We start from the raw sequence: 26,982 nt of genomic DNA on the forward strand, positions 1-26,982 counted from the left end.
GAATCATCTGCCCGTCGGCGCCGCACCAGCCTCCGGGCAGAGCCCCGGTACGGCCCTTGATTCTGTCTCAGGTCTTTCACCGAGCGACCCTGAACAGGGACCCGGACAAGCGGCGGTCAGCGGCGGTTGAGTTCCGCCTGAAGCCGCTGGATGAGCGTCTTGCGAGCCTTGCCGGCGTGCTCGTTGCGCAGGGCAGCTTTGAGCTGTCGAGTGTCGAGGCCGCGGACGAGTTTGGCCGCCTCGACGACTGGTAGCTCCGACAGCCGTCCGGTCGACGTGGCATCCCTGCGCGCCCGCTTGGCCGGCCCGGTGTTCGCCACGTACTGCTTGCCGGATCGCGACGCCTCGCGCTTCCTGGTGTCGGTCGCGCGCTTCTGGTCATCCGACAGCTGCTCCCAGGCACGCTTGGGCAGGTACCGACTCGTCGTACCGCCACGACGTGCTCGGGTGTCGCCCTGTCTGGTCTGCCAGTTCTCGTTTCCCCACCGCTGCAGAGACTTCTGCCGCTCGTCCTTGGGGCCCTCGAATCCCCCGCCGCGCCTCTTGTACTCCTGCGTGAGCAGCTGCGACTTACGTGCCGACCACTGCCCCTGCCGGCCGCCCTTGTCGGAAGCCTTGATCTCTTCCTTGATCTGCTCTCTGAGCTCGGGCTTCGTGTAGCGCGCCATGAACGGCAGCTACCCGGGACCGCACCGTCTATGCCTCCCGCGCGCCGGGCTTGACCTCAACCTCACACGAGGTTCTAGCCTGCTCGCGGAGGTACGGCATGAGCATGGAAGTTACCGCGTGGACGTCCCTGCACCACGCGATGAACGCGCAGGACGAACGACCACTGTCCCGGGCCACCCTGAAGCGCATCGCGCGGTTCGCGCGGCCGCACCGTTCCCTGATCATCAGGTTCCTGCTGTTGAGCGTGGTGACGGCGGTCCTCACGGTGGCGGCACCGGTCCTCGCCGGTCGGGTGGTGGACGCGATCGTCGACGGCGCCGACAGCAGCATCGTGATCCGGTTGGCGGTGCTGATCGCCGTGATCGCCCTGGCCGAAGCCGGCCTGGGTCTGGTGACGCGGTTCCTGTCCGCCAGCATCGGTGAGGGGCTGATCGTCCAGCTGCGGACAGCCGTCTTCGACCACGTCCAGCGCATGCCGGTGGCGTTCTTCACCCGGACCCGTACCGGTGCGCTGGTCAGCCGTTTGAACAACGATGTGATCGGCGCGCAGCGGGCCTTCAGCGACACCCTGTCGGGTGTGGTCGGCAACGCCGTCACACTGCTCCTGACGCTGGCGGTGATGCTCAGCTTCTCCTGGCAGATCACGCTGCTGGCGCTCGTACTGCTGCCCATCTTCGTCCTTCCGGCCCGCCGGATGGGTTCGCGGCTCGCCCAGTTGCAGCGCGAGGCCGCCGAGCACAACGCGGCCATGAGCACCCGGATGACCGAACGCTTCTCGGCATCCGGCGCGACACTGGTCAAGCTGTACGGGCGTCCGGCCGAGGAGTCGGCCGAGTTCGCGGCGCGGGCGCGACGGGTGCGCGACATCGGCATCCGCGCCGCCATGCTCCAGTGGGTCTTCATCACCGCGCTCACCGTCGTCGGCTCGCTCGCGCTGGCCCTGGTCTACGGGCTGGGCGGTCTCTACGCCCTCCGGGGCAGCCTCGACGCCGGCACCGTGGTCGCGCTCGCGCTGCTGCTGTCGCGCCTCTACGCGCCGTTGACGTCGCTGGCCAGCGCCCGGGTCGAGGTGATGAGCGCGCTGGTGAGCTTCGAGCGGGTGTTCGAGATCCTCGACCTCAAGCCGCTGATCCTCGACAGGCCCGACGCCCGGCCGCTCCCTGACGGACCGGTCGCGGTGGAGTTCGACGCGGTACGGTTCGGCTACCCGTCGGCCGACAAGGTGTCGCTGGCGTCCCTTGAGGATGTGACGAAGCTCGATACGCGCGGCGGCGAGGAGGTGCTGCACGGCGTGTCGTTCCGCGCCGAAGCGGGACAGATGGTCGCCCTCGTCGGCTCCTCCGGAGCGGGCAAGTCGACGATCGCCCAACTCGTGCCGCGCCTGTACGACGTCGAGGATGGCGCGGTGAAGCTCGCCGACGTCGACGTACGCGACCTGTCGGCCGAGTCGGTCCGAACGGCACTCGGCGTGGTGACCCAGGACGGGCACCTGTTTCACGAGAGCATCCGCGCCAACCTGGTGTTCGCCCGGCCGGACGCGACCGAGGAGGAGATGTGGGAGGTACTGCGACGGGCCCGGCTCGACGCCCTGATCCGCTCACTTCCGGATGGGCTCGACACCGTCGTCGGGGAGCGCGGGTACCGCCTGTCGGGCGGCGAACGGCAACGGCTCACCATCGCGCGGCTACTGCTGGCCCGCCCCCGGGTGGTCATCCTCGACGAGGCCACGGCGCACCTGGACTCCACGTCGGAAGCCGCCGTACAGGAAGCCCTCGCCGAGGCCCTGACCGGCCGGACCAGTGTGGTCATCGCGCACCGGCTGTCCACCATCCGCGCGGCCGACCAGATCCTCGTCGTCGAGGACGGACGCATCGTCGAACGCGGGCGACACAGCGAGCTACTCGCCGCCGGTGGCCGGTACCAGGAGTTGTACCGCACCCAGTTCGACCAGGACGAGCCGGCGGCCCAGGAGGAGCCCGTCGCGGCCGTCTGAGAAACGCCTTCGTACCGCCGCCCACCACGGTGAGCCCGTGGTGGGCGGCGGCAACACGGCGTCAGTCGTCGTCGCCGGACCTGTCGTCATCGTCGTCGTCGGACTGGTCGTCATCGTCGTCGTCATGGTCGTCGTCGACCGGCTCCTGCTCGGCCTTGACCACCGTGCCGTTGTCCCGGTCGACGTCCACCTCGTGCTCGGTGTCACCGGCGACGATCTCGACGCTCCAGACCGGGCGGCCGTGCTCCTGCTCTGCCTCGATCTCGACGATCTGACCGCCGCCGGCCCTGGCGAGCGCGATCTGGCCGGCGCGCTGCTCGTTGACTGCCCCGCCCGCCGGCGAACTGCCGCCCGACGGGGTGCCGCTGGTCGGCGTACCGCTGGTCGGCGTACCGCTGGCCCCTGGTGCGGCGGGCGTAGCGCTGGTGGCGCTGTCGTCCGGTGCGTCGGTGGCCGTCGGGTCGGCGGTGGCGGCGGCGAGTGCCGTGCCACCGACCGGCCGAGAGTCGTCTGCGGCGCTGACGCCGAGCGCGACCCCGGCCACAGCGAGCACCGCCGCCCCGCCGACCGACGCCAGGAGCAGAGAGTTGCGCTTCATCGTGGTGTCCACCTTTCCTCGGTTGTCGACATTGAGGATCGGCTGGATCGGGATAGTGCCGCGCTGTCCGGAGGCTAAGGCCGGGTTAAGCCGTTCTCGTCCGGCCCGGACCCGCCGTCTGTCGGCCGCTGCTGCGGCAGCGGCGGTCCGAGCCGGAGCAGTACCTGAGCCCCGCCTCCCGGACCGGTACGCAGCTCCAGCCGTCCGCCACCGGCCTGCGCGGCCCGCCGGGCGATGTCCAGGCCGAGGCCGGTCGACCCGGCAGCGCTGGCGCCCCGCCGGACCGCCCCGGCCGGCATACCCGGGCCCTCGTCGGTGATGGTGAGCAGCACCTGCCCCGCCTCCGGGGCCAGCCGGACGGCGAAGGGCGTGCCGTCGGGGGTGTGCGCGAAGACGTTGCCGAGCAGGGCGTCCACGGCCGCTGCCAGGTCGTCGGGGGGCACACCGACGGGAAGCGGGCCGGGCGCCAGGTCGAGGGTGACGGCACGGCCGGTGTCCTCAGCCAGCACCGACCAGAACGCCACCCGGTCACCCACGATCGTCGCGGCGTCCGCGGTGACCACTCCCGCCGGTGGGCGGCGCCACCGGGCCTGCCGGATCAGTCCGGTGACCGCCCGTTCGAGCCCGTCGGCGGCAGCGGTGATCCGGGCCGCGTCATCCGGGTCGCGCAGCGACTCCGCCTCCAGCCGCAACGCCGTCAACGGTGTACGCAGCCGGTGCGACAGGTCGGCAACCTGCTCACGTTCCTGTAGCAGGAGCACCTGGATCCGACCGGCCAGGTGGTTGAGCGCGCCGGCCACCTCGCGCAGCTCCGCCGGGCCGGCCGGCACCACCCGGGCGTCCAGCTCGGCGTTCGCCAGACGGTTCGACACCGCGGAGAGTTCGCTGATCGGCCGGACCAGGGTGCGCGCCAGCCGGTCGGCGACGGCCAGCCCGATCAGCACCAGGACCACTCCGAGCAGGGCCAGCACCAGCCAGGACCGGGTCACCCCGCTGGTCAGCTCGTCCCGCGGAACCACGGTCCGGATCACCCCGGTGCCGTCCGCCCTGCCCTGCACCGCGATGACCACCTCCCGTCCGGCCGCCGACTCGCCGGTGAGGCTCTGCCCTCGCTCGGCCAGCGCCACGGCGGGCGTACGGGGTATCTGGGCGCCGAGCACCGTGCCGTCCGGCAGGAAGACGCTCACCGGCCGGCCGGACTCCGCGGCGAGTTGCTCGACGGTGAGCCGGATGGTCGCCGCGTCGGCGGTGCCGACCACCGGCACCAGGCTCTGCGCGTCGGCGGTGGCCCGGACCGTGGCACGGTCTTCGGCGACGGTGCGGACCAGCAGTGCCAGCGGCACCAGGAACGCGATCAGGGTGAGCACGCTGACCGCGGCGACCAGCAGCGCAAGGCGCGCCCTCACCGCTGCTCCCCCGGTGCCTCCAACCGCACCCCGACGCCACGTACGGTGTGCAGGTAGCGAGGCTGCACGGCGCTCTCGCCCAGCTTGCGACGCAGCCAGGACAGATGCACGTCGACGGTCTTGTCGGCGCCGCCGTACGGGATCTGCCACACCTCGGTGAGCAGTTCACGCTTGGTGACCACCTGACCCGGCCGACCGGCGAGATGGTGCAGCAGGTCGAATTCGCGCGGCGTCAACTCCACCGCCGCCCCCTCCAGGGTGACCTGCCGGGCGCGCGGGTCGATCCGCAGCCCACCCACGACGAGCGACGGGTCCGCCGCATCGGCTCCGGAAGGGCCCCGCCGGAGCACCGCCCGGACGCGGGCGTCGAGCTGTGCCGCGGTGAACGGCTTGACCACGTAGTCATCGGCGCCCGCGTCGAGGACCCGAACGATCTCTGCCTCGTCGTCACGGGCCGTGGCCACGATGACCGGCACCGAGCTGACCGCGCGCAGCATCCGCAGCAGCTCCCGCCCGTCCAGATCGGGCAGGCCCAGGTCGAGCACGACGAGGTCGGGCCGGTCGTCCAGCGCGTCGCGGAGCCCGGCCATCGCGGTCGAGGCGGCGGCCACCGCATGCCCCCGTTCCCGTAATGCCCGGATCAGCGGCGTACGGATCGTCAGGTCGTCCTCGATGAGCAGCAGGCGGGCCACAGCTGGCAGGCTAGCCGCTGCGGCCAGGGCCGGGGCGCGCGTTAACCCTGCCTTAGCGTCCGGATGTGCCGGCCACAACCATGGATCGGGGATAGTCAGGGGATGGGCCGTCGTTCGATCCTCGTCGCCACCGGGTGGGTGGCCACCGCCGCCGTGGCCACCCTGATCGGGTTGGGCGCGATCCGGCTGGTGGGTGAGAGCATCACCGGAACCCCGGGCGGGGTGCGCAGCGAGGCGGAGATCGAACGGGCACTCGCCTCGCCGGAGCCGGCGCCCGCCAACACGACAGACGCCTCACCGTCCACGCCGGGCACGGCGAGCGCCGCGCCGACCGCCAGCTCCGGGGTCCGCCGGGGGTTCGCCACCACGGGCGGCACGGCCGTGGCCGAGTGCGGCGCCGGCGGGGTACGCCTCGTCTCCTGGGCTCCCGCGCAGGGCTACCGGGTCCACGACGTGGATCGGGGCCCGGACGACGACGTCGAGGTCAAGTTCGAGGGGTCGGCCGGCGAGTACGAGCTGAAGGTGCGCTGCATCGGCTCGGAGCCGGTGGCCGTCGCCGACGACTGACGTCGCCGCAGGTCGGTGCTGGCGGGTTGTCTGCCCGAGGGCTGTAAGCCACCATGGCGATCATGTTGGCTCAGTGGCGGGACGAGTCGGGTCAGCTGCGCGCATGGCGGGTGGGCCGCCGCCGCCTCGCCTGGCGTCCGCGCTTTCCTCGACCGACGGCGCTTGAAGGCGCGGACGGCGGACCCTTCGAAATCATCGTGTTCGCCATCATTCTTGTGCTGAGCCTCGGTTACCTCCTCAACTGGTTTGCCGCGCTGCTTGCCACTGCGGTCGTATGGCCGTACCGAGCGGTCTCCGGGCGCTGGCTGGTCGTGGCCTACCCACTTGATCCATCCCTGGTCGCGACGGACGACCACCGCGGCGACCGGTCGCATCGGCGAGCGGTGACGGGCCGCCCCGCCGCCCTGGCGCTGACTGAGCAATGGGTGAGGGACATCGAACGGCAGGGCCACCTGGAAACGAGTGGCTACGGCCACGCCGGACCGTAGGTGCGCCGAGCGAATGATCGAGCCGGATGAGAATGAGCCGCCCCGACCGCCGCGGGCCATGGACCGAACTGCATGTCGAAGACGGCCATCAGCACCGTTGACATCCTCCACCGCCCTGAAGGGCGGGGATTCCCTCAGTCACCCGAGGGAGTTCCTGCTTCACGGGGAAGCGCCTTCACCGCTGACGCGGGTCGGGTCTTACCGTCCCTCCACAGGCGTTTTACCTCTCCGCCAGCCCGGCGGCGAGGATGTTGCGGGCCGCGTTGACGTCCCGGTCGTGCACGGCATCGCAGCCGGGACACGTCCAGGCGCGGACGCCGAGGGTCATCGCGGTGTTGATCCGCCCGCACGCAGAGCAGGTCTTCGTGCTCGGATACCAGCGGTCGACGGCGATAACGGTCCGCCCGTACCAGGCGGCCTTGTACTCGATCATGCTGCGCAGTTGCGTCCACGCCGCGTCGGAGATGGCGCGGGCCAGGCTGTGATTGCGCAGCATGGTGCGCACGCTGAGGTCTTCGATCACGACCGTTTGGTTCTCACGGACGAGTCGAGTCGACAACTTGTGCAGGTGATCCCGCCGCCGGTCGGCGATGCGGGCATGGATGCGGGCCACCGCAAGCCGGGCTTTGGCCCGGTTCTTGGTGTCCTTGCCCTTACGGGACAGGTCGCGCTGCGCCTTGGCCAACTTGCGCCGGTCAGCGCGCTCGTGCCGAGGGTTGGTGACCTTCTCCCCGGTGGACAGAGTCAGCAGACTGGTGATGCCCGCGTCTATCCCCACCGCAGCGCCCACCGGCGGCAGGGCCGCGACGGACGGGTCTTCCACCAGCAGGGACACGAACCAGCGGCCGGCCGCGTCGCGGGACACCGTAACCGTGGACGGTTGCGCGCCCTCGGGCAGAGGCCGGGACCACACGATGGTCAGCGGCGCGTCCATCTTGGCCAGGGTGAGCTGCCCGTCGCGCCAGCGGAACGCCGAGCGGGTGTACTCCGCCGACGCCCGAGACTTACGCTTGGACTTGAAACGCGGGTACCGCGACCGCTTACCCCAAAAAGCCGCGAACCCGGCTTGCAGGTGCCGCAGCGCCTGCTGCAACGGCACCGAGCTGACCTCGGTGAGGTAGGCCAGCTCCTCGGTGCGCTTCCACTCGGTCAACCACGCCGACGACTGCACATAGGTGCTGCGCTGCCGGTCAACCGCCCACGCACGGGTGCGCGCATCCAAGGCCAGGTTGTAGACCTTGCGCACACACCCGAAGGTGCGGTTGAGCTGATCGGCCTGCCCTGGGGTCGGATAGAAACGGTACTTGTACGCCCGCTTCACCACCTCACCCACGCCTCACATTCTATCCGCCCATCACGCAAGACGAGCATCGAGGGGAGGGAGCGGCGTTACCTCCCGGCCCTAAACGGCCGGGTTTCCACGCCGCGATCCTGATGACTGCGGCCGCTACCACTGACCAAGGCTCCCGATGACAGTCCAACTCGTGCACACCGGTCATCTCTTCATCAACTTTGCCAACCAAACATTTCAGTGGACGGATATCCACCGGTTCGTGCTGCCGGAGCCCGTTGAGCCTGACGCTGGCCTTCTCGCCGCCCTGATCAGCCACGAACGGTTCGGCAACTACGCGCCGCCGACCGCGTGTACCGGCTGCGCGACCTCGGTCGGGCCGCCTTCCACGACTGGGGCGGCGTGCACAACGACTTCCACGAGTTCGTACTCATCGACCACGCAAACCGCACCCTGGTCCTGATCGTGGCCGCTGATGACTGAACCCGTCACCCCGGTGACCGGGTGAAACCGGGCGCCGGCCACGCCGCAGCGTGAGCACTGCGCTGCGCGCCATCAGGTCGACCGATCCCGGCGTCCGGGAGGCCGGTCAACGACTGGGGCTGGCAAGCAAGGAAGCCGGCGACCTCTGGGTCAAGAATGACCCCGACATCGACATGGGTCCGGCCAACCTACGCTTGGTCGACGCGCAGCACGGGCTGCTCTCGGCGTGCGCCAACCTGTTCGGCGATCCACCGTGGGCGTTCGTCAAGCAGCCCTCGCCGAAACCCAGCAGCTGAACGGTGGCCGGCACGGGATACTCCGTGCCGGCCACGTCATCGGTGGTGGTTCAGCTGGCGTACGCCTCCAACTCCCAGAGCGAGTGTCCGTACGGGGTGCCCCGGGCGGTGCCGTAGATCCGCAGGTAGCGACCGTTGGCGCCGAGCGCGGTGTGCTCGTCCACGCCGCCGTCGGCCCCGGTCACCGTCTTCACGTTGCTCCAGGTGGTGCCGTCGTTCGAGGTCTGGATGATGTACGAGCTGCTGTACGCCGTCTCCCAGCTCAGCTTGACCCGGCCGATCGCGGTGGGGCTGCCGAGGTCGACCCGGATCCACTGCGGGTCGGAGAACGCGCTCGACCAGCGGGTGGTGAGGCTGCCGTCCACCGCCTGAGCGCCGGGCACGTCGGCCCCCTCGTTGCTGGAGGTCAGCGTCGGCTTGTTCAACAGCAGATTGGTACCGGGGCCGGTCGGGCCGCCGGTGCCGGCGTACACCTCGAACTCGAACAGGGAGTAGCCCCAGGCGGTGCCCCGGGTGGTGCCGGTGAGCCGGACGTACCGGCCGGAGCCGCTCAGCCCGGTCAGGTCGTCCACACCGCCGTCGCCGCCGGTCACCGTCCGGATCGGGGTGAAGTTGACCCCGTCCGACGAGGTCTGGATCTGGTACCCACTGCCGTACGCCGCCTCCCAGGTCAGCTTGACCCGGTTGAGGTTGTACGTGGCGCCCAGGTCCACGTCGATCCACTGCGGATCGCTGAAGGCGCTGCCCCAGCGGGTGCCGAGCACGCCGTCGAACGCGTTGGCCGCGACGAAGGCACCCTCGAAACTGGAGGCCCGAGCCGGTTTGCCCTGGGCCAGGTTGGTGCCCGGATCAGGATCCGGGTCCGGGTCGGGTCCGGGACCGCCGGGGCTGGTGGAGAGGGTGAACTCGTCCAGGTCGTACATCCCACCTCCGCCCTTGAACACCAGGAACAGGGTGCGGGTGCCGGTCGGGGCGGTGACCCCGCCGGTGACCGTGGCGAACGTGCCGTGCCCGCCGGTCGGTACCACGGTGGCCGAGCCGACCAGCGGCCCGGTGGGCGAGTCGACCCGCAGTTCCAGCGTGCCGCCGGCACCGGCCGGGGCGCCGGCCCGCGCGCTGAAGGACTGGATGCCGGTCAGGTTGTACGGCTGGAACGATATCCAGTCGTTGTTGTCGATGTAACCGATCGCGGCGCCGCCGTGCGCGCTGCCCGGGGTGACGACCTGGATGCCGGACGAGTCGCCGAAGTGCTCGGCCTGGCGCACGCGCGGTTGCAGGACCGCCTGGGTGTGGGTGGTCAGCGGTGGCTGGCCGCCGCCGCCCAGGTCGGTGTATTCGGCGTCGATGATGCCGAAGATGTTCGCCGCGGTGTCGTGCTCGCCGTCGGCCGAGGTCTGGATGACCCCGGTGCAGCCCTGCACGCTGCCGAGTTGGTGGCCGTGCGAGTCATGGCCGAGGACGTAGTTCACCTTCACCCGGGCGCAGTTGATCGCACCGTCCTGGGCATCGGTGACGGTCACGTTGAACGGCACCGCGTCCCCGAAGGTGAACGTCTGCCCGTTCAACGGGGTGTTCACTCTGACCACCGGGGCACTGTTGCCGACCGTGATGACCACGCTCGCGGTGGCCGTCTTGCCGGTGGTGTCCCGGACGGTCAGCGTCGGGCTGCGGGTCCCGTTGGTGGTGTACGTGAAGCTCGGGTTCGCCGCCGTCGAGTCGGTGGTGCCGTTGTTGTCGAAGTCCCAGGCGTAGGTGAACGGGTCACCGTCCGGGTCGAGTGTGCCGGCCGACGAGAACGCCACCGTCAGCGGCGCCGTGCCGCTGGTCGGGGTGGCCGAGACCACCGCAACCGGCGCCCTGCCCTCGCGGGCGTACTCGATCCGGTACAGCGCCGAGTTGGCGTCGCCGTTGAACCAGCCGGTGCCGTAGTCGAGCACGTAGAGCGCGCCGTCCGGGCCGAACTCCATGTCCATGACCTGGGTGCCGGTCCATGGGAACGGGTTGATCTTCAGCGGTTGGCCGGCCGGGTCGAGCTTGATGTTCTTGATCCAGCGGCGGCCGAACTCACCGGCGAAGTAGGTCCCGTCGTAGTACTGGGGGAACGCCACGTCGGAGGTGTTGTTCGGGTCGTACCGGTAGACCGGGCCGCCCATCGGGGACAGGCCGCCGCCGGTGAACTCCGGCGGGGAGCCGGAACCGCCGTACGGGAGCCAGGCCGGGACGGCCGGCGGGAGCTGGGTGATGCCGGTGTTGTTGGGCGAGTTGTTCACCGGCCCGCCCGCGCAGTCGAACTTCGGCCCGGACGGGCCGGACGGGAAGGTGTAGTCGTTGTAGGCGTCGTTGCGGGCGGTGCAGTACGGCCAGCCGTAGAAGCCGGGCCGGTCGATCCGGGCGAACTCCACGTTGCCCGCCGGTCCCCGGTTCGGGTCGGCGGTGCCCGCGTCGGGACCGTAGTCACCGAGGTAGACGATGCCGGTGGCCCGGTCCACGCTCATCCGGAACGGGTTCCGGAAGCCCATCGCGTAGACCTCGGGGCGGGTCCGCGCGGTTCCCGGGGCGAACATGTTGCCGGCCGGGATGGTGTAGCCGCCCGCCGCGCTCGGCTTGATCCGGAGCACCTTGCCGCGGAGGTCGTTGCTGTTCGCCGAGGTGCGCTGGGCGTCGAAGGCCGGGTTGCGGCCGGCCCGCTCGTCGATCGGGGTGAACCCGGCCGAGTCGAACGGGTTGGTGTCGTCGCCGGTGGACAGGTACAGGTTGCCGGCCGCGTCGAAGTCCATGTCACCGCCGACGTGGCAGCACATGCCCCGGCTGGTCGGGACGTCCAGGACCAGCGTCTCGCTGGCCAGGTTGATGGTGTTGTCCGCGTTCACGGTGAACCGGGACAGCCGGTTGACGCCGTTCCAGACGGCGAAGTCGGCCGGGTGCCGGTGGCCGGGGCACCGCCACCGGGAGTGCTCAATGGTGGCGCGTAGTACGCGTACACCCAGCGGTTGGTGGCGAAGTTCGGGTCGACCTTGATGCCCTGCAGGCCCTCCTCGTCCCCGGTGTAGACCGGCAGGGTGGCGGCGACCTTGGTGTTGCCGGCCGCGTCGGTGTGCCGGATCACGCCGTTGCGCGAGGTGTGCAGCACGCCCCGGTCGGGCAGCACGGTGAGGCTCATCGGCTCGCCGGTCTCGGCCGCGCCCTTGGCCAGCTCCACCTGCTGGAAGTTGCTGTTGACGGTGGGGCCGCAGTCGGCGTCGATCGCGCCGGCCGCGGTCATGATGCCGCCGAGCAGGTGCTGCCGGAAGTTCGCTTCGGTGTACGACGAGTCGGTGTGGCCGAGGCCGGTGTACCAGGACCGGCCGCCGGAGTAGTTCTGGCACCAGGAGATCGGGTGGTCGGACCCCATGCTCCCGCCGGTGTAGGTGCTCTCGTCCAGGGTTGCCAGCACGTGCACGTTGCCCTGGGGGTTGGCGCGGTAGTTGTACCACTCGTCCAGCCGGGTCCACCGCTGCGGCAGCGTCGCGGTGGACGGGTGTACCTGGTCGGCGACCTTGATGGTGGCGGTCTGGTCGGCCGGGTGCGAGGCGAAGTACGCCCCGACCAGCCCGCCGTACCAGGGCCAGTCGTACTCGGTGTCGGAGGCGGCGTGCACGCCCACGTACCCGCCACCGCCCTGGATGTAGCGCTCGAACGCGGCCTGCTGGGCGGCGTTGAGCACGTCGCCGGTGGTGGACAGCCAGATCACCGCGCCGAACCGGTCCAGGTTGGCGTCGGTGAACTGGGCCGAGTCCTCGGTGGTCTCGACGGTGAACCCGTTGGCGGCGCCGAGCTGCTGGATGGCGGTGATGCCGGGGGTGATGGATCCGTGCCGGAATCCGGCGGTCTTGCTGAACACCAGCACGGTGAACGGTGCGGCGCTGGCCGTGGGTGGCACGGCGACTATGCCGCCCACCACGAGGATCGTGCTCAGCACGGCGCCGAGCCACGATCTCAGGGATCTGCGCACGGTAGGTCCTTTCGCGGTGCGGGGGGACGGCGTGCGCCGATCACGCCTGGCGGTGGGAAGGGGGTGATGCGTGTCAATGCATAGTTGCGGCTGGATCACGGCCGCGTCAAGCACTCTCCCACCATCCGTGAGAGCGTTATCTCCGCAGCTCAGGGGCGACTGCGGCAGGCATGATCAGATTACGTTTTTCGGGCCCGCGATCCGTCCTGCACGGGCCGACGCCTCGACAGGTATCGATCGCCACTCGCGGATCTACTCCCGACACCTCACTCCGGCGCGCCATTGGATTCTTCACGTGTTGGCGAACAAAATGGGCGATACTACCCGTCATGCGTTCCGCCAGGCCGTCCACGTACGACGCGCTGCAGGTTGGAGATCGACAGGAGAAGGACCGACGTGTCTGAGAGCGAGAACCCCGCAATCCCCGCCCCGACTCCGAAGCCGAGTCGGCCGAGGGGCAACCAGGACTGGTGGCCGAATCAGCTGAACCTCCAGGTTCTCCATCAGCCCTCACCCCGTGCCGACCCGATGGGCGAGTCCTTCAGCTACGCCGAAGAGTTCAAGACCCTCGACGTCGACGCACTGAAGCGGGACATCATCGAGGTGATGACGACGTCGCAGGACTGGTGGCCGGCCGACTACGGCCACTACGGGCCGCTCTTCATCCGGATGAGCTGGCACTCCGCCGGCACCTACCGCATCGAGGACGGTCGCGGCGGTGGTGGCGATGGCGCTCAACGCTTCGCCCCGCTGAACAGTTGGCCCGACAACGTGAACCTCGACAAGGCGCGCAGACTGCTCTGGCCGGTCAAGCAGAAGTACGGCCGGAAGATCTCCTGGGCCGACCTCCTGGTCTTCACCGGCAACTGTGCGCTGGAGTCGATGGGGTTCAAGACGTTCGGCTTCGGCTTCGGGCGCCACGACATCTGGGAGCCCGAGGAGATCTTCTGGGGGCCTGAGGACACCTGGCTCGGCGACGAGCGCTACAGCGGCGACCGGGAGCTCGCCGGTCGTCTCGGCGCCGTACAGATGGGGCTGATCTACGTGAACCCGGAGGGGCCCAACGGCACTCCGGACCCCCGGGCCTCGGCACGGGACATCCGCGAGACCTTCCGCCGGATGGCGATGAACGACGAGGAGACCGTCGCCCTCATCGCCGGGGGGCACACCTTCGGCAAGACCCACGGCGCCGCCCCCGCCGAGTACCTCGGTCCCGAGCCAGAGGGCTGCCCGGTCGAGGCCAACGGCCTCGGCTGGCGGAACACCTTCGGCAGCGGCAAGGGCCAGGACACGATCACCAGCGGGCTCGAGGGCGCGTGGACACCCACCCCGATCACCTGGGACAACAGCTTCTTCGAGACCCTGTTCGGCTTCGAGTGGGAGGTCACCGAGAGCCCCGCCGGCGCGAAGCAGTGGCGTCCGAAGGACGGCGCCGGTGCGCAGGCCGTGCCCGCCGCCCACGACCCCTCGGTCAGGTACGCGCCGATGATGGCGACGACGGACCTCGCGCTGCGCGCCGATCCCACGTACGAGCAGATCTCCCGGCGTTTCCTGGAGAACCCGGATCAGCTAGCGGACGCGTTCGCCAGGGCCTGGTACAAGCTGTTGCATCGCGACATGGGACCGGTTTCGCGCTACCTGGGCCCGTGGGTCCCGGAGCCGCAACTGTGGCAGGACCCCGTCCCGCCGGTCGATCACGAGCTGATCGGGGACGGGGACATCGCGGCCCTCAAGGACACGCTCCTCGCATCGGGACTGACCATCTCGCAGCTCGCCCAGACGGCGTGGGCGTCGGCCGCGAGCTTCCGGGGCACCGACCTGCGTGGCGGGGCCAACGGGGCGCGGATCCGCCTGGAGCCGCAGAAGAACTGGGAGGTCAACGAACCGGCCCAGCTCGCCACGGTGCTGCAGACGCTGGAGCGGATCCAGCAGGAATTCAACAAGTCGCAGTCCGGTGGGAAGAAGGTCTCGCTTGCCGACCTGATCGTCCTCGGCGGGTGCGCGGCCGTCGAGCAGGCCGCCAGGACCGCCGGGCACGACGTCACGGTCCCGTTCGCACCGGGGCGCACGGACGCCTCCCAGGAGCAGACCGACGTGGAGTCGTTCACCGTGCTCGAGCCGACGGCGGACGGCTTCCGCAACTACCTGCGAGCCGGACAGAAACTGTCGCCGGAGACCCTGCTGCTGGACCGGGCCAACCTGCTGGCGCTGACGGCTCCGGAGATGACGGTCCTGATCGGCGGCATGCGGGCCCTGAACGCCAACGTGGGACAGACAGGCCACGGCGTCCTCACCCACCGGCCCCAGACGTTGACGAACGACTTCTTCGTGAACCTGCTCGACATTGGCACGGAGTGGCAGGCAGCCACCTCGACCGAGAACGTCTACGAGGGTCGGGATCGCACCACGGGCGAGGTCAGGTGGACGGCCACCGCCGTCGACCTCGTCTTCGGGGCGAACTCCCAGCTCCGCGCCATCGCGGAGGTCTACGGCAGTGGCGACGGGCAGGACAAGTTCGTTCGGGACTTCGTCGCGGCGTGGGCCAAGGTCATGAACCTGGACCGGTACGACATCGCCTGACGGAATGGGCCCCGGCTCCTACGAGCGAGACCGGGGCCCTCGCCGCTGCCGTGGCGCGGTGGGTCGGAGCAGGCCGTGGGCGACCAGTTCGACGGTGAGGACGACGGCGACGGCTTCCACGGCGAGCAGTCCGACGAGCACGACCAGCTGCGTCACCCCGGCGGCGAGCGGGCTCGCCCCGCCGAGCAGCATCCCGACGAACGCGCCGGGCAGGGTCACCAGGCCCACCGTCCGGGTCTGGTCCAGTGCCGGGACCAGTGCCTGGCCGGCCGCCGGACGGCACACCAGCAACACCGCGTCCCGGGGCAGCAGACCCAGAGCCAGGCCGGCCTCCACCTCGCCGCGCCGACTGGTCAGCTCGTCCAGCGCCCGGCGGCCGGCCAGCGAGGTCGCCGTCATCGCCCCGCCGATCAGGATTCCCGCGATCGGAATGATCGCGATACCGCGCAGCGGCACCAGACCCGCCAACAGCAGCCCCACCACCACCAGAATGCTGCCCACGACGATCGGCGCACCGGCCCACCAACCCCGCCGGCCGCCCGTGACACGTCGGCCGGAGGTGGCCGTGGCCACCGCGCACATCAGGGCCACGAACGCGGCTGTGGCCCACAGTGACGCCACGATGGCTGCGATCAGCAGCGACACGGCGCCCAGCTGGATCGCGGCACGGACGGCGGCGACCATGATCTGCCGGCCGTGACCCAACTCCCCCACCGTCACGACGACCGCCGCCACGAGGGTCAACACCACCAGCGCCATGCCAAGCTTCGGGCCGACCACCAGCATCGTCGAGGACATGGGTTCAGTCTTTCGCCGTTGATCGGCGATCACCATGGCGCGCTTTCCGTTGCATGGTTCAGCTCGCGACGGCGACCGGCTCCGGCTTAGGGTCCCGTGAACGTCGCTCTGCCGCGAAGCTGGCGGCGGCCAGTCCCAGCCCGAGGACCGCCAGGACCACGCCCACCCGGGCCGGCGCGAGGTAGCCGAGCCCGGCGGCGATGGCGACGCTGCCCAGGGCAGCGCCCAGGCTGTTCGCGATGTTCATGGCCGACTGGTTCATCGCCGCACCCATCAGCTGGGCTCCGGGGGCGACCGTGATCAGGCGCGCCTGCAGGACCGGGCCGAGGAAGAGACTGGTCGCGCCGACCAGGAACGCACCCACGAACAGGCCGACCTGCGTCGACGCCATGAGGCTGAACGCGGCAATGCTCACGATCATCGCGGTGAAGCCGACCATCATGCTCCGGCGCAGGTCCCGGTCGGCGAGCCAGCCGCCCAGGGCGTTGCCGACGGTCATGCCGAGACCCACCGCCACCAGCGCCCACGGCACCGTCGTGGTCGAGAGGCCGGCAACGTCGGTGGTGACCGGGGCGATGTAGGTGTTGACCGCGAAGAATCCGGCGAAGCCGACCGCCCCCGTGGCCGCGACCAGCCAGACCTGCGAGGTCCGCAGCGCCCTGAGTTCGGCGGCGGGCGAGCCGTCCACCGCGGCGGCGATCTCTGGGACGACCGCCACCACCGCCAGCAGGGTGAGCAGGAAGACTCCGGCGATCACCAGATATGCCGTGCGCCACCCGGCCGCCTGCCCGAGCCGGGTGATCAGCGGTACGCCGACCACGTTGGCCGCGGTCAAGCCGCTGAGCACTGTGGCGAAGCCACGGGCCTCTCTGCCGGGGCCCATCAGGGCCGCCGCGAGCAGGCCGGCCGCTCCGAAGTACGCGCCGTGCGGCAGCGCCGCGACGAACCGTGCCACCAGCACCAGGCCGAACGTCGGGGCGATCGCGGACGCGATCGTGCCGACGGTGAAGAGGACGAGCAGACCGAGCACGAGCTTCTTGCGGGGTACGCGCGCGCTCAGCACGGCGATCAGGGGAGCGCCCACGACCACGCCGAGCGCGTACGCGGTGATCATCCAGCCACCACGGGCCACCGCGCCCGACGACGACTGGGCGTACTGCTCGGGGAGCAGGCCGCGCGCGATCTCGGGCAGCAGGCCCATCGCCACGAACTCCGTCAAGCCGACCGCGACGCCACCCAGCGCCAGGGCCGCCACCGCCGCCAGGCGCCGACCTCTGCTCAATCCGTTCATGGGAGAGAATTTAGCAACAGCGTTGCGTAATATGGTGGTGAGATGATTCGCACCACTGCCGACGTGACGTTCCTTCGCGGCTACAACCAGGCGCTCGTCATGGCGGTGGGGCGCACCGTGCGCACGTTCGAACGGTCGACCATCGTCAACGCCACCGGCCTGACACCGCAGGCGGTCTCCAAGGTCATCGCCCGCCTGGTCGCCGACGGCCTGATCCGTTCCGCCGGCGTCCGCCGCCCGGGCATCGGCAAGCCCGCGGTCGTCTACGAGTTGGTCCCCGACAGCCGGTACGCGATCGGTGCCCACGTCGCCCGGCGGACCCTTCGGCTGGTCCTGGTCGACCTTGCCGGCACCGTGCACCACTCGGCGGTCAGACCGCTGCCCAGCGACTTCACCCCGGCGCAGCTTCTGGACGCGTTGAAGTCCGGCATCGACGCGATCACCGGCATCGACGGTCTCCGTGACCGGCTGACCGGCTTGGGCATCGGCATGATCGGCCCACTGGACCACGAGAATGGCCTCGTCCGGGACGCGCACGGCCTGCGGCACTGGCACGACGTACCGCTGCGCGAGATCGCGGAGGCGCACCTCGGCCTACCGGTGCATCTCGACAAGGAGGTCACCGCGGGGATCACGGCGGAGGCATGGCGGCACGGCGGAAAGTTCGGCGACGCGGCCCTCATCATGATCGAGTCAGGCATCGGCGGAGGCTTCTGGCTGGGCGGCGCCGCCCACCGCGGCGCACACACCAACGCCGGAGAGTTCGGCCACACCGTCGTCGATCTGGACGGGCCGCTCTGCGTCTGCGGGCGGCACGGATGCCTGGAGATCGTCCACAGCCACGCCGCCGAGGCTGGCGACATCCCACGCGCGGCCCGCGTCCTGGCCGTCGGCGTCGTCAACCTGCTCCAGACACTCGACCTCGCCCACGTGGTGCTGGCGGGCGCAGACCTGCTGCGGCACGCGGAGGTCTACCTCGCCGCGGTCGAGAAGGCCGTCCATGCGGACGTGCGACGCGCGGACTGGCTCACCACGGACGTCACGCTGTCGAGCCTGGGCGCGGACGTGATGGCCGCGGGCGCTGCCATGCAGGTCCTCGACGAGCACTACGGCATTCCGGGTCTCGCCCAACTCCAGCCGCACGCCTAGGGCCCACGTCTTCCACGGCACCGTCACCGTCGCCGCGATCTGGCTCTGGCTTCGTCCATGTTCCGCCGGATGCAAGCTTGGCGGTGAGGCGCTCGAAATACCAGTGGTGCAACGCCGCTGTGCGCCATTACCGTGCTGCGCAACCAAGCCGTCTAGGCAAGGACGTGCCGTTGTACACCCTGTGAGACCTCCCGAGCGCTGATTTGTCGCGCGTCGCGCATGTGCGCCGCGCTCCTTTTTGCTGCGGACTTCTCACTGAAACCGGTGTACCTCTGTGCTCAAAAACTGGGTGGTCGTGCCCACCTGCCTGCCGCTCGTTCGCCGCCGTTGCCACGCGTGCGCGTCCGAACTCTTCCGGGCGAGCGGTAAATTTCGCGTCAACGCCAACCACAAACTCATCGACGTCTGGCTCCTCGCGCTCTGTACCGGTTGCGGGGCAACGGCAAAACTCACGGTCCTGGAGCGGTCGACTGTGCGCTCCATACGACCTGAGCTGCTGGACCGGCTGCATGACAACGACCCTGGCCTGGCAGCTGAGCTGCTCCAGGATCCGGTCGTGCAGCGCCGTAATCGCATCGCCCTCGACTGGGACAATGCCTGGCGCCTCGACACCGGCGGATCGGATCACCTGGACCGCGAGGTGATCGACGTCTCGGTCCGCTTTGCGGCGCGGATCCCTGTCCGGCCGGTGCGACTGATCGCTGAAGGGTGCGGTCTTTCGAGGGCCGAGGTCGAGAGACTGATCAAGGACGAAAGACTCGTCTCGGCAGTCCGGCTGAGCGGCAAGCTCTCCGGCGACTTCACCTTCACGCTCAAGCGCTGACCCCTCCTCGGGACCACGGGCCTGTCCGGCATATCCGCCGGACAGGCCCGTGCGGCACCGGGCCTTCGCGCGTCGACACGTGGCTGGCAGCTCCGTCCCTCGTGGACGCGCCGGAGGGCCGTACACCCAGCGTTCCGGCGGTGGCCACGCTCAATCGATCATGAGTTCGGGTGCGCTTCCTACCTTTCCGAGCATGACTGTCCTTCCCGCATCATCGCCGCTCGGCCGTGCCGCGACGAGGTTCGTCGCGACACGTACCCGGGTCGCCGCCGTCATCGCCGCGCTCGCCGTCACCGGCGCGGCCGTCGCGGTGGCCGTCGCCACCTCCTCGCCCGCCACCGCCGAGCCGGGCAGCGTCGTCGTCTCGGAGAACTTCACCTCCGGGTCGCTTCCCGCCGGTTGGAAGGCGATCGACGGCGCCTGGAAGGTCGAGAACGGCCGCCTGTACGGAACCTCCGCCAGCTCGAGCGCGAACAACAAGATCACTTTTGGTCGACACCTGAACGACTTCCGGCTCGAGGCGACCATGCGTTTCGAGTCGGTCTCCGCCGCCACCCGCTGGGCCTCGCTCGGCATCGACGTCCCGGCCGACGGCGCCACCCCGTGGTGGATCGCCACCATGCGCAGTGGCACGACCGCCGCCAACGGTCTCGAGTTCGCCCAGCGGACCACGGCCAACGCCTGGGTGGTGACGAACACCGCCTCCGCCCCGTACGCCGCCGGCACCGGTCGGGACGTCCGCGTCGCCGTCGAGGTGCACGGCAACCAGGCCCGCTGGATCTTCGACGGGCGAGAGGCGATGCGCACGAACAGCCTCCAGCGCTCCACCGACGGCGTTCAGGCGCTCTTCGTCAACGGCGCCACCGTCTCGTACGACGACGTCATCGTCACCGAACTGCCCCCGAACGGCTACATCCGCCCTGACGGCAGCCCGTTCACCGTGATCGCGCACCGCGGCGCGTCCGCCGCCGCACCGGAGAACACCCTGGTCGCGCAGGAGATCGCGCGCAGGGGCGGCGCCGACTGGATCGAGAACGACGTCCAGCCGAGCAAGGACGGCGTCCCGTTCATCCTGCACGACGGGACGGTCGACCGGACCACCGACGGGACCGGCGCCATCCGCGACCTGACCGCCGCGCAGATCAAGGCGCTCGACGCCGGTTCGTGGTTCGGCCCGCACTACCTTGGTGAGCGGGTGCCCACCCTGGCCGAGCAGCTCGCCGACCTGCGTACCCGGGGCGGCAACCTGCTCGTGGAGATCAAGGGCAAGCACACGAAGGACGAGGTCGCGACGATCATCCAGGTGATCCGGGACGAGCAGATGATGGGCCGGGTCTTCATCCAGAGCTTCGAGGTCGACGCGCTCCGGTACACCTACGAACTCGCCCCCGAACTGCCGCTCGGCCTGCTGCGCAGCAGCCTCGACGCCGACCCCGTGGCGATCTCGAAGGAGCTGCACCTGACCGCGTACAACCCGGACGGCAACGCGCTGCTGGCCAAGCCGGAGATCGTCGCGCCGTTGCACGCCGCCGGGGTGGCAGTGATGGCCTGGACGATGGACTCCGCCGGCCTGTGGCAACGGTTGGAGCGGATCGGCACCGATGCGGTCATCACCAACCGCGCATCCGAACTGGTCGGCTGGAACTCGGCGTTCATGCAGCGGCCTTCCGCCGACCCGACCGTGGAGATCACGTCGCCGGCCAACGGGGCACGGCTCGACCGGGCCCAGTCCCCCGTCATCGCGGTCGCCACGACCAACGCGGACACCGTCACCGTCACGGTCGACGGCGGGCAGTCGGCCGCCGGGCGCACGCTCGACCTGGTCAAGCTGACCGCGGGTAGGCACACCGTCCGCACCGAGGTGACCGGGCCCGAGGGCACCGCGACCGCGACCAGCACGTTCACCGTGACGGTGAGCCAGGCCGGGCTCGGCTACCTGATCCTCACCTCCGGCGCGGAGCCGGCTGCCATCACCGCGATGACGACCAAGCTGGCCCACGCCCAGTACGCCCAGTTGGCCACCTACGTCGACCGGCAGGCCGGCAAGCTGGTACCGGCCGAGGTGGCCAGTGTCATCGCCGCCGACGCTCGGACCCTCGCCCTGAAGTAGCCCGTCGCCACACTGTGGAGTCCCCGCCGTCGATGTCGACGGCGGGGACTTTCGTCGGGCCACTGCTACTCCCCCGCCTCGGCCTTGTCACGAGCGGATGGTGAACCGTGTCGCGCCTCAGGCGCGCCAGACTGCGGGCGCGCTGGCCAGGGCGGCCTCCTGGTAGGGCGTCCGCGGCGAGTTGCCGACGAGGACCTCCACCGGCCACTTCTGCTTCAGCGAGATCCACAGCTGCGTCATCACGCCCGAGTACGTCGCAAGCTCATCCGTGCCCTCGGCCACCTGCAACACGTACAACCACGCCGCCGCGTCGGGTGCGCCGTCGAGCGGGGCCCGCCAGGCGCGGTGCAGGCTGCGGCCGTGTCGGCGCGGGGCATCGGCGGACAGGAGGGTGTCGGCCGGAGTCGGGTCGGGGGCGTCCGCGGGGCCGATCGGGCTGAACCGGTACGGCGGTGCAGGCACCTCGGCGATGAGCGGCACGTCGGCCAGGTCGGAGCCGTCGGGGTCGCCGACGAAGGAACGCATCAGCGTCTGTTCCTCAAGGGTGATGCCGACCCCGTAGTAGGCGAGGCTGAGCAGGAGCGTGTTGTCGGCCAGGTCGAACTCACCCGCGGCATAGTTCTCGCGCACGGTGCCGAGGATGTCGTCGGACAGCCGGCCCGCGAGCCGCCGGCACACCTCGGTGACCGTCGCGTAGGTCTTCGCATCCATCGTGTTCATCTCTTCTTGTACTCGCCGAGATCGGTCGTCGTGACGTTGCCCTGGGCATCCTGGACCACCCTGATGATCCTGTTCCCCTTCGGGCCCTCCCACGTCCAACTGCCGTTGCCGCCGACATCGGGATTACTGTAACGAGGCGGGACGGCATTCGGGATTCCCTGCGGAGCGGGGTTCGGCGCCGCCGGATTGCTGATGACGCCCGGATTGGTCTTGTCCGGGGGGTAGGCGGTGCGGATCTCGCCGTCGGCGAGCACGGTCGTCTTGACCTCGACGCCGTCGACCACACCGACGTAGTCGTAGGCCCACACCGGATTGCCGTCCGCGTCCTTGGTCGGGTAGGGCCCCTTCGCCGGCGGACCCTGCTGCGTCACCCTGTGCGCGGCGTCGAGGATCTTCGCCTCATCCCAGCTCTTCGGGAACTCCGTCTTGTTGGAGAAGCCGGTGCCCGCGAGATGGCCGCCCTGCCGCCCGCCGTCGCCCTCGATGATGTGTTTCTTCGAGGCGTCGCTGTGGTGGATGTCGCCAGCCGTCGGCGGCGTCGTCGGCGCGGGAGGCCGGGTGGGCCTCGCCGGATTGGAGTTGGTGGAACCCTGGCCGGCGACGCCGGGTGCGTGTCCCTGCGTCGCCGCATGGGCGGTGGCCTGCTGCGCGCTGGTGATGCCCTTGCCCGCGTTGATGCCGCCGTAGTTCTTCGGGGGCTTTCCGGAGCCACCACCGCCACCTCCGGGGCCACCACCACCCGGACCGCCACTGCCGGGATTTCCGGGCTTCGACATGGACGCCTTATCCGTTCAGGAGGCGGGTGAGGTTGGTCAGGCTGGTGATCAGTGCGCCGATGTACATGAGAATGCGGCCGGCCCACTTCACGACGGCTGTCACGATCTGCGCGGCGACCACGGGGATCGTGACGACGAAGATGGCCTCGACCGCCCAGACGATCACGCGCGCCACGAGGTCGGCGATGAGGTCGCGCACGATGTCGCGGGTGAAGGCCACCAGGTTGCCGGCACCCTCGGTGGCCGCCGCCATCGCGGCGGAGACCGCACCGAGACCGCCGAGGGCCTCGACGTTGTGGTCCATCAACCCGTGGTACGCCATTGCGGCCTGCCCATACCACTCGGGCAGGTCGGCATCGAGACGCGACCGCAGGTCGGCGGCCATGCTGTGCAGCTCGACGGCCATGTTGTTCCAGGTGGCGGCGTGCGAGGCGACCACGTCGGGCATTCCGGTGAGCTCGTCGAGCATCTCCCGCAGCGGCTCGAAGTACTCCATCGCCCAACCCAGGCCGTTGGCCAGCAGCGCACTGAACGGATCCATCACGCTCGCGGCGACATCGAGCCCGAACGCGGCGCCCGCCAGCAGGTCGTCGACCCAGCCCTCACTTCTGATCGCGTCGACCAGACCCTCGACGCTGTCGGCGAGGGAGGCGCCGGTCCAGACCTCCCGAGTCGACGTGACATCAGCGACCAGCGACAGGTCGGTCATCGCGCCGTCCTCACGGGGTCAACTGGCTTCCCACCCCGTTGATCAGGGTGGCGTTGTCGTCGTCGACCGCGTCGTAGCCGTCGGCGGTCTGGCGCAGGCCCGCAGCGGCCAGCCTCAGATTCTCCTCGACGTCGGCGAACAGCTCGTCCTGCCGAGTGTGCTTGCCCTCCAGGACCCCGGAGATCCAGCCGCACAGCAGCCCGTACGCCGAATCGTCCTGGGTGATGTGCGCGCTGGCGGCCTTCACCGCCGCGAAGCGCTCCGCCAGTGCCTCGATGTTGTGCGCGTGCGTGCGGATCTCCTCCGCCTCGACTGCGAACCCGTCGTCCATCAGACTCACCGCCAACTACGGTCGTCGTCGCCGCTCTCCGCGACCGGGGCCGGGCGCAACTGTTGCCCGACCCGCTCGGCGATCTCGCGCGCCGCCGCCGACTCGGTCCCCACGGTCTCCGCGATGATCTCCTGCGAACGGTCGGCCAGCTTCTCCCGGGCCGCACGAATCGTGTTCATGATCGTCCTGGCGACGACGTCGGGCTCGACCCGCTGAATCTGTCGGCTCAGGTGCAGATCCACCAACGCACCGGCGGAATCGATGGTGACCTCGACCATCCTGTTGCTGTCGGCCTCAGTGATCCGCAGTTGCTGGAACCGGTCGCTCATGGCTTTGGTGTCGGCCGCCAACTCGCCGATCCGCCCCTTCCACGCCGCGATCCGCTCCATCGCGCCGTCCGGGTCCAGCACACCACCACCGCCTGGATCGCCGGCCCTCATGGCTGCCCCCCTGTCATGATCATCGATGGCGGAGTTTAACAAGCATCCGCCGTCGCGGGGACCCCGGCTCCGGGCCTGCTCCCCGCCTTGCGCCCCTCCTCAACTCGCGCCGGTGCCGTTGGCCGGGGTCCGCCTGCGGCGTACCGGTCAGCGAGGTCAACGTGCGTTGATCAGTGGGGTGTAGTCGGCGCGGGTGAGCGGTTCGGTGGACAGGGAGCCATCGGCCCGGGGTACTCCCAGAGGCCTGCCGTCGCGCAGGAAGGCAACGGTGTTGACATCGTCGCGACTGGTGAGAGTGCAGACGATCTGGCCGAAGGCGAGAACCTCGTCGCTGCGGCCGGTGTCGGCGCCGGGCCCCACCACGACGATGCGGGCTTGCGTGCCGGTCACCGTCGCACCCGCGGCGTTGACTGCTCCCGGCAGCGCGCTGGCGAGGTCGTCGTTGCGTTCGCCCGCCGTTGGCCCGGCGAGTAGGTGCCGCAACTGCTCCTCGGGAGTGAATGGGCGGTCGACACGACGGACCACCGGGACGATGTGATTGTCACGGACGAGGCAGAGCGTCTCGTCGAAGCGCCCGGCCGGTGCGGTGGTCGCGGCCGGGACCGGCGCGGGGAACGGGCCTGGCGGGGGATGGACCCTCCGGGGGGTGTCTTCGGCGGGCACACCGCAGCCAGCCAGCAATGTGGCCAGCACCAACGGGGCGAGGTGACGACGTTTCATGGCAGGCTTCCCGGCAGGTCCACGCGGAAACGGGCGCCTCCGCCCGGGCGGTCGGCAACGGTGGCGTGCCCGGCATGGGCGGCAGCGTGTTGGGCGACCAGGGCGAGGCCGAGGCCGGTGCCGTCGCCGGTGCCACGAGTGTGGGCGGCCCGCCCTCGAACGAAACGGTCGAAGATCGCCTCACGATCCTCGACGGGCACGCCCGGGCCAGCGTCGTCGACCTCGATGACGCCGGTGCTGCCATCGCGGCCAAGGCGCACTGCCACGAGGCCGCCGCCGTAGGTGACGGCGTTCTCGAGCAGGTTCGCCAGCACCTGTGCGATGCGCCGCCGCTCGACCCGCCACGTCGGGGGCGCATCCGGCGCGAGGTGGACAAGGGTGGGGTGCAGGTCGTACGCGGAGCAGGCTTCTCGGGCGAGCGCCACCACGTCCACGGGGGCGCGGTGGGCGGGCTGGTCGCTGCGGGCCAGGTCGATCAGGTCGTTGACCAACCGTTGAAAACGGTCGATCTCGTCAGCGACGAGCCCGGCGGCGGTGACCGTTCGTTCATCCTGGTGTTCCCGGCGACGGGCCAGGACGCTGGCCGCCGCGGCAAGGGTCTGCAACGGTGAGCGCAGTTCGTGGCTGACGTCGGCGGCGAAGCGGCGATCCCGCTCGATACGACGGGCGAGTTGGTCGACCATCTGGTTGAACGACGAGGAGAGACGGGTCAGGTCGGGGTCGGTGGCCGGGTCGAGGCGGGCGGTGAAGTCACCGGCCGCGATCTTCTCGGCGGCGTCGGCGACCGCCGTCAACGGGCGTAACCCGTGCCGAGTGGCATACCAGCCGAGGGCGGCGCCGGACCCGGCGATCACGACCGCGACGGTGGTCAGTGCGAGCGCCAGAACCTGGAACGTGTGCTCCAGCTCGCGCAGGGAGTTGACCTCGAAGTACGCCGCCGACATGGACAGGGGCACCCCGACAACCAGGGCGGGTTGACCGTCGATGCGTACCCGCTGCACCGCCGGCTCCCCGGCGGTGACGACCCGTCGCAGGTCGCCGGGTATGGCGGCGGTGGTGCCCGGATCGGCGGTCCGGGCATACCACTCGCCGTTGAGGTGCAGCACGGGCCGCCGAGCGCCGCCTGTGTCCAGCGATCGGAGCACCGCCACCACGTCGGGGGTCTCGGTGTCGAGGCCGGCACGCACGACGGCAGCATCGAAGTAGGCGGCCCGCAGGGCGGTGCGTTCCCGCTCGTCGATCAGAGAACGGCGGGTCAACTCGTAGGAGACCAGGGCCATCGACGCGGCGAGCAGGAGCGCGCCGACGGCGAACGCGGCGGTGACCCGGGTACGCAGTCCGAGGCGCCTCATCGCTGCAACTTGTAGCCCAGACCCCGCAGGGTCACCAGGTGCCGGGGGTTTGCCGGGTCGGGCTCGATCTTCTGCCGCAGCCGGCCGACATGCACGTCGACCAGTCGCTCGTCACCGCTGTCGTACCCCCAGACCCGTTGCAGCAATTGCTGGCGGGACAGCACCCGGCCGGCGTGTTCGGCCAGCTCACACAGCAGCCGGAACTCCGTGCGGGTGACCGTGACGGGCTGGCCGGCGCAGCGCACCTCCCCCGCCTCCGGGCTGATCTCCAACTCTCCGAAGGCGACCACCGGCACGGGATTCGGCGCCGGCGCCACCACCGGGCGGGCTCGGCGGCGCAGTGCCCGAAGTCGAGCGGTCAGTTCCTTGATCGCTACGGGCTTGACGACGTAGTCGTCGGCTCCGGCCTCGAGGGCGGCGACGATGTCGTGGGTGTCGTCGCGGGCGCTGACCACCACGATCGGCACATCGTCGTCACGGCGCAGTTGCCGGATGCACTCGAAGCCGTCGAGGCCGGGCAGCATCAGGTCGACCAGGACGTAGTCAGCCGGGTGGCGGCGCTGGGCACGCAGGCCTTCCTCGGCCGTGGCCGCGCCGAGAGCGTCGTAGCCCTCGTCCTCGAGTGCGAGCAGCAGCGCCAGGCGGATGCGGTCGTCGTCCTCGATCACCAGTACGGCCGTCATGCCGGCATCATCCCCGGGCAGCCCAC

Annotated in this window: 24 protein-coding genes and 1 pseudogene; 9 read left to right on the forward strand and 16 right to left on the reverse strand. The window is 70.1% G+C overall.

Annotation, left to right across the window (positions count from 1 at the left end; translation table 11 throughout):
* Positions 1–116: 116 nt before the first annotated feature.
* On the reverse strand, positions 117–668 hold the full coding sequence (locus tag ACFY29_RS03285) for a DUF5872 domain-containing protein (protein ID WP_386983010.1): 552 nt from the start codon (positions 666–668) through the stop codon (positions 117–119).
* A 98-nt stretch (positions 669–766) separates the two neighbouring features.
* On the opposite strand from ACFY29_RS03285, the gene ACFY29_RS03290 reads away from it, so the two are divergent.
* Positions 767–2,662 (forward strand): ABC transporter ATP-binding protein, encoded by a 1,896-nt coding sequence (locus tag ACFY29_RS03290; RefSeq protein ID WP_386983012.1) that lies wholly within the window; start codon positions 767–769, stop codon positions 2,660–2,662.
* A gap of 61 nt (positions 2,663–2,723) precedes the next feature.
* On the opposite strand, the gene ACFY29_RS03295 is transcribed toward ACFY29_RS03290, so the two are convergent.
* From ACFY29_RS03295 to ACFY29_RS03305, 3 genes are all read right to left on the reverse strand, one after another.
* Positions 2,724–3,260: a PepSY domain-containing protein gene (locus ACFY29_RS03295; RefSeq protein WP_386983014.1), complete on the reverse strand. Its 537-nt coding sequence runs from the start codon at positions 3,258–3,260 to the stop codon at positions 2,724–2,726.
* Positions 3,261–3,334: 74 nt separating this feature from the next.
* Positions 3,335–4,666 (reverse strand): ATP-binding protein, encoded by a 1,332-nt coding sequence (locus ACFY29_RS03300; protein ID WP_386983016.1) that lies wholly within the window; start codon positions 4,664–4,666, stop codon positions 3,335–3,337.
* Complete coding sequence (locus tag ACFY29_RS03305; RefSeq protein ID WP_386983018.1) at positions 4,663–5,358, reverse strand: response regulator transcription factor; 696 nt, start codon at positions 5,356–5,358, stop codon at positions 4,663–4,665. The genes ACFY29_RS03300 and ACFY29_RS03305 overlap by 4 nt, the downstream gene beginning before the upstream one ends.
* A 102-nt stretch (positions 5,359–5,460) precedes the next feature.
* Between ACFY29_RS03305 and ACFY29_RS03310 the strand changes: the two genes are divergently transcribed.
* Both ACFY29_RS03310 and ACFY29_RS03315 read left to right on the forward strand, forming a co-directional pair.
* Complete coding sequence (locus tag ACFY29_RS03310; protein WP_386983020.1) at positions 5,461–5,925, forward strand: septum formation initiator; 465 nt, start codon at positions 5,461–5,463, stop codon at positions 5,923–5,925.
* Between the two features lie 53 nt (positions 5,926–5,978).
* Entirely contained in the window at positions 5,979–6,413 is a 435-nt protein-coding gene (locus ACFY29_RS03315; RefSeq protein ID WP_386983022.1) for a hypothetical protein, read from the forward strand.
* 220 nt (positions 6,414–6,633) lie between these two features.
* On the opposite strand, the gene ACFY29_RS03320 is transcribed toward ACFY29_RS03315, so the two are convergent.
* Positions 6,634–7,746, reverse strand: a complete 1,113-nt coding sequence (locus ACFY29_RS03320; protein ID WP_386983023.1) for an RNA-guided endonuclease InsQ/TnpB family protein — start codon at positions 7,744–7,746, stop codon at positions 6,634–6,636.
* Positions 7,747–8,055: 309 nt separating this feature from the next.
* On the opposite strand from ACFY29_RS03320, the gene ACFY29_RS03325 reads away from it, so the two are divergent.
* Together ACFY29_RS03325 and ACFY29_RS03330 are read left to right on the forward strand one after the other, a co-directional pair.
* The gene (locus ACFY29_RS03325) at positions 8,056–8,187 is read left to right on the forward strand and encodes a hypothetical protein (RefSeq protein WP_386983025.1); all 132 of its coding nucleotides are present in this window, start codon (positions 8,056–8,058) and stop codon (positions 8,185–8,187) included.
* A 50-nt stretch (positions 8,188–8,237) separates the two neighbouring features.
* The gene (locus ACFY29_RS03330; protein ID WP_386983027.1) at positions 8,238–8,483 is read left to right on the forward strand and encodes a hypothetical protein; all 246 of its coding nucleotides are present in this window, start codon (positions 8,238–8,240) and stop codon (positions 8,481–8,483) included.
* Positions 8,484–8,533: 50 nt separating this feature from the next.
* Here the strand turns inward: ACFY29_RS03330 and ACFY29_RS03335 are convergent.
* Positions 8,534–12,474, reverse strand: a pseudogene (locus ACFY29_RS03335) (ThuA domain-containing protein).
* Positions 12,475–12,870: 396 nt separating this feature from the next.
* On the opposite strand from ACFY29_RS03335, the gene katG reads away from it, so the two are divergent.
* The gene (katG, locus tag ACFY29_RS03340) at positions 12,871–15,054 is read left to right on the forward strand and encodes a catalase/peroxidase HPI (RefSeq protein WP_386983029.1); all 2,184 of its coding nucleotides are present in this window, start codon (positions 12,871–12,873) and stop codon (positions 15,052–15,054) included.
* An 18-nt stretch (positions 15,055–15,072) separates the two neighbouring features.
* On the opposite strand, the gene ACFY29_RS03345 is transcribed toward katG, so the two are convergent.
* Complete coding sequence (locus ACFY29_RS03345) at positions 15,073–15,852, reverse strand: ABC transporter permease (protein WP_386983031.1); 780 nt, start codon at positions 15,850–15,852, stop codon at positions 15,073–15,075.
* A gap of 58 nt (positions 15,853–15,910) precedes the next feature.
* Positions 15,911–17,143 carry an MFS transporter gene (locus ACFY29_RS03350; protein ID WP_386983033.1) on the reverse strand — a complete coding sequence of 411 codons (1,233 nt, stop codon included), beginning with the start codon at positions 17,141–17,143 and terminating at the stop codon, positions 15,911–15,913.
* Between the two features lie 42 nt (positions 17,144–17,185).
* Here ACFY29_RS03350 and ACFY29_RS03355 point away from each other — a divergent pair, with 42 nt between their 5' ends.
* From ACFY29_RS03355 to ACFY29_RS03365, 3 genes are all read left to right on the forward strand, one after another.
* A complete protein-coding gene (locus tag ACFY29_RS03355; protein WP_386983035.1) occupies positions 17,186–18,292 on the forward strand; it encodes an ROK family protein in 1,107 nt (368 codons plus the stop codon).
* Positions 18,293–18,566: 274 nt separating this feature from the next.
* Positions 18,567–19,115, forward strand: coding sequence for a DUF1062 domain-containing protein (locus ACFY29_RS03360; RefSeq protein ID WP_328417955.1), 549 nt, complete (start codon positions 18,567–18,569; stop codon positions 19,113–19,115).
* Positions 19,116–19,308: 193 nt separating this feature from the next.
* On the forward strand, positions 19,309–21,225 hold the full coding sequence (locus tag ACFY29_RS03365; RefSeq protein ID WP_386983037.1) for a glycerophosphodiester phosphodiesterase family protein: 1,917 nt from the start codon (positions 19,309–19,311) through the stop codon (positions 21,223–21,225).
* A 117-nt stretch (positions 21,226–21,342) separates the two neighbouring features.
* Here the strand turns inward: ACFY29_RS03365 and ACFY29_RS03370 are convergent, their stop codons facing one another.
* The 8 genes from ACFY29_RS03370 to ACFY29_RS03405 form a co-directional block, all read right to left on the reverse strand.
* A complete protein-coding gene (locus ACFY29_RS03370; RefSeq protein ID WP_386983039.1) occupies positions 21,343–21,936 on the reverse strand; it encodes a hypothetical protein in 594 nt (197 codons plus the stop codon).
* Positions 21,937–21,941: 5 nt separating this feature from the next.
* On the reverse strand, positions 21,942–22,721 hold the full coding sequence (locus tag ACFY29_RS03375; RefSeq protein WP_328417961.1) for an EndoU domain-containing protein: 780 nt from the start codon (positions 22,719–22,721) through the stop codon (positions 21,942–21,944).
* A 7-nt stretch (positions 22,722–22,728) separates the two neighbouring features.
* Positions 22,729–23,430, reverse strand: coding sequence for a hypothetical protein (locus ACFY29_RS03380; protein ID WP_328417963.1), 702 nt, complete (start codon positions 23,428–23,430; stop codon positions 22,729–22,731).
* Between the two features lie 10 nt (positions 23,431–23,440).
* Positions 23,441–23,761, reverse strand: a complete 321-nt coding sequence (locus ACFY29_RS03385) for a type VII secretion target (protein WP_328426698.1) — start codon at positions 23,759–23,761, stop codon at positions 23,441–23,443.
* Positions 23,762–23,766: 5 nt separating this feature from the next.
* The gene (locus tag ACFY29_RS03390) at positions 23,767–24,201 is read right to left on the reverse strand and encodes a YbaB/EbfC family nucleoid-associated protein (protein ID WP_386983042.1); all 435 of its coding nucleotides are present in this window, start codon (positions 24,199–24,201) and stop codon (positions 23,767–23,769) included.
* Positions 24,202–24,357: 156 nt separating this feature from the next.
* Positions 24,358–24,921 (reverse strand): GerMN domain-containing protein, encoded by a 564-nt coding sequence (locus ACFY29_RS03395; RefSeq protein ID WP_386983044.1) that lies wholly within the window; start codon positions 24,919–24,921, stop codon positions 24,358–24,360.
* Positions 24,918–26,273: an ATP-binding protein gene (locus ACFY29_RS03400; RefSeq protein WP_328417969.1), complete on the reverse strand. Its 1,356-nt coding sequence runs from the start codon at positions 26,271–26,273 to the stop codon at positions 24,918–24,920. Before ACFY29_RS03400 ends, ACFY29_RS03395 begins: the two co-directional genes overlap by 4 nt.
* A complete protein-coding gene (locus ACFY29_RS03405; protein WP_328417970.1) occupies positions 26,270–26,956 on the reverse strand; it encodes a response regulator transcription factor in 687 nt (228 codons plus the stop codon). Before ACFY29_RS03405 ends, ACFY29_RS03400 begins: the two co-directional genes overlap by 4 nt.
* Positions 26,957–26,982: the final 26 nt, after the last annotated feature.

This window comes from Micromonospora sp. NPDC000668, from assembly GCF_042897975.1.
Taxonomy (GTDB): domain Bacteria; phylum Actinomycetota; class Actinomycetes; order Mycobacteriales; family Micromonosporaceae; genus Micromonospora.

Bases quoted from the DNA above. Each gene is read 5' to 3' on its own strand.
- ACFY29_RS03380 (WP_328417963.1), bottom strand. From the start codon at position 23,430: ATGACCGACCTGTCGCTGGTCGCTGATGTCACGTCGACTCGGGAGGTC.
- ACFY29_RS03385 (WP_328426698.1), bottom strand. From the start codon at position 23,761: ATGGACGACGGGTTCGCAGTCGAGGCGGAGGAGATCCGCACGCACGCG.
- ACFY29_RS03345 (WP_386983031.1), bottom strand. From the start codon at position 15,852: ATGTCCTCGACGATGCTGGTGGTCGGCCCGAAGCTTGGCATGGCGCTG.
- ACFY29_RS03290 (WP_386983012.1), top strand. From the start codon at position 767: ATGAGCATGGAAGTTACCGCGTGGACGTCCCTGCACCACGCGATGAAC.
- ACFY29_RS03350 (WP_386983033.1), bottom strand. From the start codon at position 17,143: ATGAACGGATTGAGCAGAGGTCGGCGCCTGGCGGCGGTGGCGGCCCTG.
- ACFY29_RS03315 (WP_386983022.1), top strand. From the start codon at position 5,979: ATGGCGATCATGTTGGCTCAGTGGCGGGACGAGTCGGGTCAGCTGCGC.
- ACFY29_RS03390 (WP_386983042.1), bottom strand. From the start codon at position 24,201: ATGAGGGCCGGCGATCCAGGCGGTGGTGGTGTGCTGGACCCGGACGGC.
- ACFY29_RS03365 (WP_386983037.1), top strand. From the start codon at position 19,309: ATGACTGTCCTTCCCGCATCATCGCCGCTCGGCCGTGCCGCGACGAGG.
- ACFY29_RS03370 (WP_386983039.1), bottom strand. From the start codon at position 21,936: ATGGATGCGAAGACCTACGCGACGGTCACCGAGGTGTGCCGGCGGCTC.
- ACFY29_RS03285 (WP_386983010.1), bottom strand. From the start codon at position 668: ATGGCGCGCTACACGAAGCCCGAGCTCAGAGAGCAGATCAAGGAAGAG.
- ACFY29_RS03295 (WP_386983014.1), bottom strand. From the start codon at position 3,260: ATGAAGCGCAACTCTCTGCTCCTGGCGTCGGTCGGCGGGGCGGCGGTG.
- ACFY29_RS03375 (WP_328417961.1), bottom strand. From the start codon at position 22,721: ATGTCGAAGCCCGGAAATCCCGGCAGTGGCGGTCCGGGTGGTGGTGGC.
- ACFY29_RS03405 (WP_328417970.1), bottom strand. From the start codon at position 26,956: ATGACGGCCGTACTGGTGATCGAGGACGACGACCGCATCCGCCTGGCG.
- ACFY29_RS03400 (WP_328417969.1), bottom strand. From the start codon at position 26,273: ATGAGGCGCCTCGGACTGCGTACCCGGGTCACCGCCGCGTTCGCCGTC.
- ACFY29_RS03395 (WP_386983044.1), bottom strand. From the start codon at position 24,921: ATGAAACGTCGTCACCTCGCCCCGTTGGTGCTGGCCACATTGCTGGCT.
- ACFY29_RS03310 (WP_386983020.1), top strand. From the start codon at position 5,461: ATGGGCCGTCGTTCGATCCTCGTCGCCACCGGGTGGGTGGCCACCGCC.
- ACFY29_RS03355 (WP_386983035.1), top strand. From the start codon at position 17,186: ATGATTCGCACCACTGCCGACGTGACGTTCCTTCGCGGCTACAACCAG.